Below are 5,588 nucleotides of genomic sequence, written 5' to 3'. Positions count from 1 at the left end.
CGGGGACACCCCCGCGTCACCGCCGGGGGACGGGGGCGGCGGGGTCTCCCTGACCGTCCTGGCCGCCGCCTCGCTGACGGACGTGATGCCCGCGATCGGCGCGCTGTACGAGGAGACGCGTCCGGGTTCCCCCGTCGCCTTCTCCTTCGCCGGATCGCAGGAGTTGGCCGCGCAGGTGCGGCAGGGGGCGCCCGCCGACGTGATCGCCACCGCCGACACCCCCACCGTGGAGGGCCTGGCGGAGGAGACGGGGGAGCCCGTGGTCTTCGCCCGCAACCGCCCGGTGATCGTCACCGCCCCCGGCAACCCGCTGAACATCACCTCCCCGACCGACCTCGCGGATCCGGACCTGACGGTGGTGCTGGCCGCCCCCGAGGTGCCGGCCGGGCGGTACGCCCGACAGGTGCTGGACGCGGCGGGGGCGGAGGTCCGCCCCGCCTCCCTGGAGCCGAACGTGCGGGCGGTGCTGAGCCGGGTGGAGACCGGCGAGGCCGACGCCGGGATCGTCTACGCCACCGACGCCGCCGCCTCCGACCGGGTGGAGGTCGTGGAACTCCCCGGGGAGGTGAACGTGGCCACCTCCTACCCCGCCGCCGTCCTCACCGGCTCGGCGCACCCGGCGGAGGCCGGGGCGTTCGTGGAGTTCCTGACCGGCCCGGAGGCCCGGCGGATCCTGGTGGACGCCGGTTTCGAGGTGCCGTGACCACCGCCCCCACCCGTCGCCGGAACGGGTCCACCGCGGCGGTTCCCGGCGTGGGCCGGCCACCGGTGGCGCTCCTGGTGCCGGCCCTGCTGGCGGTGGCGCTGCTGGCCCTGCCGCTGGTCGGCGTGCTCGCGCGCACCCCCTGGTCGGAGCTGGGCTCGCACCTGGGCAGCCCCGCCGCGCTGGAGGCGCTCCGGCTGTCCCTGGTGGTCTCCGGCTGGTCGCTGCTGCTGTCCCTGGTGCTGGGCGTGCCGCTGGCCTGGATGCTGGCCCGGGTGCCGTTCCGGGGGCGGGCGGTGGTGCGGTCCCTGGTGCTGCTGCCGATGGTGCTGCCGCCGACCGTGGGCGGGGTCGCGCTGCTGACCGTCTTCGGCCGGCGCGGCCTGCTGGGGCCGTGGCTGAAGGGCTGGTTCGGGCTCACCCTGCCCTTCCACACCTCCGGTGCGGTGCTGGCCGCGACGTTCGTCTCGATGCCCTTCCTGGTGATCAGTCTGGAGGGGGCCCTGGCCGGGCTGCGCCCCGGCTACGAGGAGACGGCGGCCTCGCTGGGCGCCTCCCCCGCCCGGGTCTTCGTGACGGTGACGCTGCCGCTGGTGGCGCCGGGCCTGGCCGCCGGCGCGGCGCTGACCTGGGCCCGGGCCCTGGGCGAGTTCGGGGCCACGATCACCTTCGCGGGGAACCTGCCGGGCACCACCCAGACCCTGCCGCTGCGGGTCTACCTGCTGCTCCAGGAGGAACCGGAGGCGGCGGTGTCGGTGTCGCTGCTCCTGCTGGTGGTGGCGATGGCGGTGCTGGTGGCGCTGCGCGGGCGGTGGACCGGGCCGGTGGGCCACGGGGCGCTGCGGTCGGCGGAGCGGGAACCGGACCCGGCCGGGGACGGCGGGACCGATGACGAGGGGAGCCGCGCGGCGGGGGCCGCCGTGCCGACGCCGGTGGACGGCACGGGCGCGGGGGCCGACACCCCGCCCGCCGGGACGGCCGCGACCGGGCCGTTGCGCGCCCGGGTGCGGGGCCTGGTGGAGGCGGAGCTGATCGCCGAACCCGGCACCACCATCGCCGTCGTCGGCCCGAACGGCGCCGGCAAGACCACCCTGCTGCGGGCCCTGCTGGGCATCTCCCCCCTGGCCCGGGCCTCGGTGCGGTTCGGCGACCGGGACGTCACCGACGAGCCCGCGCACCGTCGCCGGGTGGCCTGGGTGCCGCAGGACGGCGCGTTGTTCCCGCACCTGTCGGCGCTGGCGAACGCCGCCTACGGCCCCCGGGCCCGGGGAGTCGGGCGGAGGCGGGCCCGGGAGACGGCCCGCCGCCGGCTGACCGCGTTGGGCGTCGCCCACCTGGCCGACCGCCGGCCCGCGCAGCTCTCCGGGGGCCAGGCCCAACGCGTCGCGCTGGCCCGCGCCCTGGCCGGACGGCCCGACCTGCTGCTGCTCGACGAGCCGTTGGCGGCCCTGGACCAGAGCGCGCGGGCCGTGGTGCGGCAGGCGCTGCGCACGCACCTGGCGGGTTTCGACGGGGTGTGCCTGATCGTCACGCACGACCCGGTGGAGGCGGTGGCCCTGGCCGACCGGGTGCTGGTGCTGGAGGACGGGCGGGCCGTGCAGGACGCCCCGCCGGCCGAGGTGGTCCGGCATCCGGCCTCCCCGTGGGTGGCCCGGATGCTCGGACTCAACGCCTGGCCGGGCCGGACCACGGAGGAGGGGCTGGAGGCGGCCCGGGGCGTCCGGCTGGTGGCCGCCGAGCCGTTGCCCGCGGATCGACCGGCGCTGGCGGTGTTCGCCCCGGAGACGGTGGCGCTGTACCCACCGGCTCCGGGACCGCCCCCGCACGGCAGTCCGCGCAACACCTGGCCGGCGACCGTGCGGGAGGTGGCCACGGCGGGGGGACGGGTGCGGGTCACGGTGCTCCCCGACCCGCCCGGCGACGCCGGAACCGCGGAGGGACGGGCGGAGGGGCCACCGCCGGAGGTGGTCGCGGAGATCACCCCCGCGGCGGCGGCCGAGCTGCGGCCCGTGGAGGGCGGTCGGGTGGTGGTCGTCGTCAAGGCGACCGAGGTCCGGGTGGTGCCCCTGTGAGCCCGGGCGGGCCACCGGCCCCGGACCCGCGCGGGGCGCCGTCCGCCTCCCCGCGCGGGCGGGGGTGCGGACGGCGCCCCGTCGGTCGGCGTTCGGTCGGCGCGCCGGACCCCGGCCGCCTCAGCCCTCGGTCGGCTCCAGCCGGATGGCGATGGAGTTGATGCAGTACCGCTGGTCGGTCGGGGTGTCGTAGCCCTCGCCCTCGAAGACGTGCCCCAGGTGTCCGCCGCAGGTCGCGCACCGCACCTCGGTCCGGGGGCGGCCCGGCAGCGAGTTGTCCGGCAGCAGCTCGACGGCGTCGGAGTCGGCCGGGTCGTAGAAGGACGGCCAGCCGCAGTGGCTCTCGAACTTGGTGCCCGAGCGGAAGAGTTCGGTGCCGCAACCCCGGCAGGTGTAGACGCCGACGGTCTTCGTCTCGTTGTACTCGCCGGTGAACGGCCGCTCGGTCCCCGACTCGCGGAGCACGTGGTACTCCTCCGGGGTGAGCTCCGCGCGCCATTCCTCGTCGGACTTCTCGACCTTGTATCCCATGGTGGGGGTGCTCCTCGGACTCGGTTCAGTGCGTGCGCGACAGTCGGGCCAGGATCTCCGGCCCGAGGTCGGTGACGTCGCCCGCCCCCATGGTGACCACCAGGTCTCCGGGACGGGCCAGGTCGGCGACGGTCGCCGGGATGTCGGCGGCGTCGGCGTGACGGACGTCGGCGCCGGCCGACGCGGCGGACGCGACGACCAGTTCGGAGGTGATGCCCGGCAGCGGGTCCTCCCGCGCCGGGTAGATGTCCAGCACCAGCGAGCGGTCGGCCAGGGCGAGCGCCTCGCCCATCTCCGTCCCCAACTCGCGGGTGCGGCTGAACAGGTGCGGCTGGTAGACCACCACGACCCGGCCGCCCTCGGCGGCCTCGCGCAGCGCCCGCAGGTCGGCGGTCATCTCGGTGGGGTGGTGGGCGTAGGAGTCGATGACCCGCACGCCCGCCTCCTCGCCGCGGGTCTGCAACCGGCGGGCCACCCCGGTGTAGGAGCCCAGGGCCCCGGCCAGCTCGGCGGCCGGCAGGCCGGCGGCGACCCCGGCGGCGAGCGCCGCGACGGCGTTGTGGGCGTAGTGCCGGCCGGGCACGTTCACCGCGAAGGACAGCTCCGCGCCGTCCAGCAGGACGGTCACCTCGCTCGCCAGGCCCTTGGGCAGCACCCGCAGCACCCGCACGTCCGCGTCCGCCGCCTCGCCGCAGGTCACCAACCGGGGGGCGGTGTCACGGGCGCGCAGCCGGGCGGTCAGCTCCCGGGCGCCGGGCTCGTCGGCGTTCACCACCAGGGTGCCGCCGGGGCGGATCCGGTCGGCGAAGGCGAGGAAGGAGTCGTAGATCTCCTCGATGGAGGCGTAGTTGGCGTGGTGGTCCAGCTCCGCGTTGAGGATGATCGCCACGTCGGGGGCGTAGTGCAGGAAGCTGCGGTCGCTCTCGTCGGCCTCGGCCACGAACCACTCCCCGCCGCCGCTCTCGGCGTTGGTGCCGGGACCGGCGAGGTCGCCGCCGATGGCGTAGCCGGGCTCCAGGCCCATCGTGCGCAGCGCGACGGCCAGCATGGAGGTGGTGGTGGTCTTGCCGTGGGTCCCGGCGACGGCCAGGGCCCGGCGGCCCTCCATCACCCGGGCCAGCGCCTCGGCACGGTGCAGCACCGGCACCCCGCGCTCCCGGGCGGCGGCCAGCTCGGGGTTCTCCTCCCGGATGGCGCTGGAGACCACGACGCAGTCGGCGTCCTCGGCCAGGTGCCCGGCCGCGTGGCCGATGTGCACGGTCGCGCCCAGGTCGCGCAGGGCCGCCGCCGTGCCGGACTCGCGGGCGTCGCTGCCGGCGACGCGCACGCCGCGCTGGGCCAGGATCTTCGCGATGCCCGACATCCCCGCGCCTCCGATGCCGATGAAGTGCGGGCGTGCCATCCCGGCCGGACCTGCTGTCATGCGTGCGTCTCCCTCGTCGTGCGTGCCCCTCGATTGTCGCACCGCGCGGGGGCGCGGAACGGCAACGGGGCCGGCCGACGGGGAGTCGCACGGGGCTCCGCGGAGGCGTGCGGGGGTTCGGCCGGGCGGCCCCCGGCCCGGGTCAGTCGCCGTGCGCGAAGAGCTTGAGGACCGGGACGCCCACCCGGCGTCGGGCCCGCGAGGCCCAGTCCCGGCGGAAGAACTCCTCGACGTAGTGCGGCTCGGTCAACACCACCACCTCGTCCGCGCCGGTCTCCTTCACCACCGCCGTCAGCGCGTCGAGCGGGTGGTCCTCGACCACCCGACCGACCGCCTGCGCCCCGGCCGCCCGCAGCGCGTCCAGCGAGCGCAACAGACCGCGCTCGGCCGGCGGACGGGCGTCCTCGCCCTCGGGTTCGTCGCCCTCCCGGGCGGCCTCGCCGAACTCCCCGAGTGCCACGTCGTCCACGGCCCGCAGCAGTCGGTCGCGGTCGCCGCGCGGCCGCATGAGCACGACGATCGACTGCGGTTCCTCGCCGTGCAGGGTGGTGACGAGGTCCACGTCCGCGGTCACCAGCGGCTTCTCGATCATGAGGACGGTCGTGATCACGTCTCGACACCCTTCCGCAGGCGGGCCCGGGGCGGTCCCGCCCCGGACACCGGTATCCGGACCCGGGCCCCCGGCCGGCGCCGGGGCGGCGGATCGGTGGCCCGGGTGACTCATGGGGACAGTGTTCCCCGCCGGAGGGGCGGGAATCGGGCATTCCGGGGTGGACGCCCCGCCGGCCGCCCCGCCGGCCGGGCCCCGCCCACCGGGAACCGGGGAACACCGCGGGCGAGGGACGGGGGAAGGCCGGCG

5 protein-coding genes are annotated in these 5,588 nt (G+C 76.9%); 2 read left to right on the top strand and 3 right to left on the bottom strand.

Annotation, left to right across the window (positions count from 1 at the left end; genetic code table 11):
- Positions 1-703, top strand: a 703-nt coding sequence (modA, locus tag FOE67_RS14990; protein WP_182664493.1) for a molybdate ABC transporter substrate-binding protein, incomplete at its 5' end; no start/stop codon positions are given.
- Complete coding sequence (locus tag FOE67_RS14985; protein ID WP_182664491.1) at positions 700-2,775, top strand: ABC transporter permease; 2,076 nt, start codon at positions 700-702, stop codon at positions 2,773-2,775. The genes modA and FOE67_RS14985, both read left to right, overlap by 4 nt.
- A gap of 120 nt (positions 2,776-2,895) precedes the next feature.
- On the opposite strand, the gene msrB is transcribed toward FOE67_RS14985, so the two are convergent.
- From msrB to FOE67_RS14970, 3 genes are all read right to left on the bottom strand, one after another.
- Positions 2,896-3,306: a peptide-methionine (R)-S-oxide reductase MsrB gene (msrB, locus tag FOE67_RS14980; protein ID WP_182664489.1), complete on the bottom strand. Its 411-nt coding sequence runs from the start codon at positions 3,304-3,306 to the stop codon at positions 2,896-2,898.
- 25 nt (positions 3,307-3,331) lie between these two features.
- The gene (gene murC / locus FOE67_RS14975; protein WP_228473907.1) at positions 3,332-4,729 is read right to left on the bottom strand and encodes a UDP-N-acetylmuramate--L-alanine ligase; all 1,398 of its coding nucleotides are present in this window, start codon (positions 4,727-4,729) and stop codon (positions 3,332-3,334) included.
- A gap of 142 nt (positions 4,730-4,871) precedes the next feature.
- Entirely contained in the window at positions 4,872-5,339 is a 468-nt protein-coding gene (locus tag FOE67_RS14970) for an indole-3-glycerol phosphate synthase (RefSeq protein WP_182664487.1), read from the bottom strand.
- Positions 5,340-5,588: the final 249 nt, after the last annotated feature.

The sequence above is a fragment of the Streptomyces calidiresistens genome (assembly GCF_014141525.1).
Lineage (GTDB): Bacteria > Actinomycetota > Actinomycetes > Streptomycetales > Streptomycetaceae > Streptomyces > Streptomyces calidiresistens.
The sequence above is the reverse complement of the archived record's forward strand: the minus strand, read 5'-3'. Positions and strand labels throughout refer to the sequence as shown.

Excerpts from the sequence above, each read along its gene's own strand:
- murC (WP_228473907.1), bottom strand. The coding sequence starts at position 4,729 with ATGACAGCAGGTCCGGCCGGGATGGCACGCCCGCACTTCATCGGCATC.
- msrB (WP_182664489.1), bottom strand. The coding sequence starts at position 3,306 with ATGGGATACAAGGTCGAGAAGTCCGACGAGGAATGGCGCGCGGAGCTC.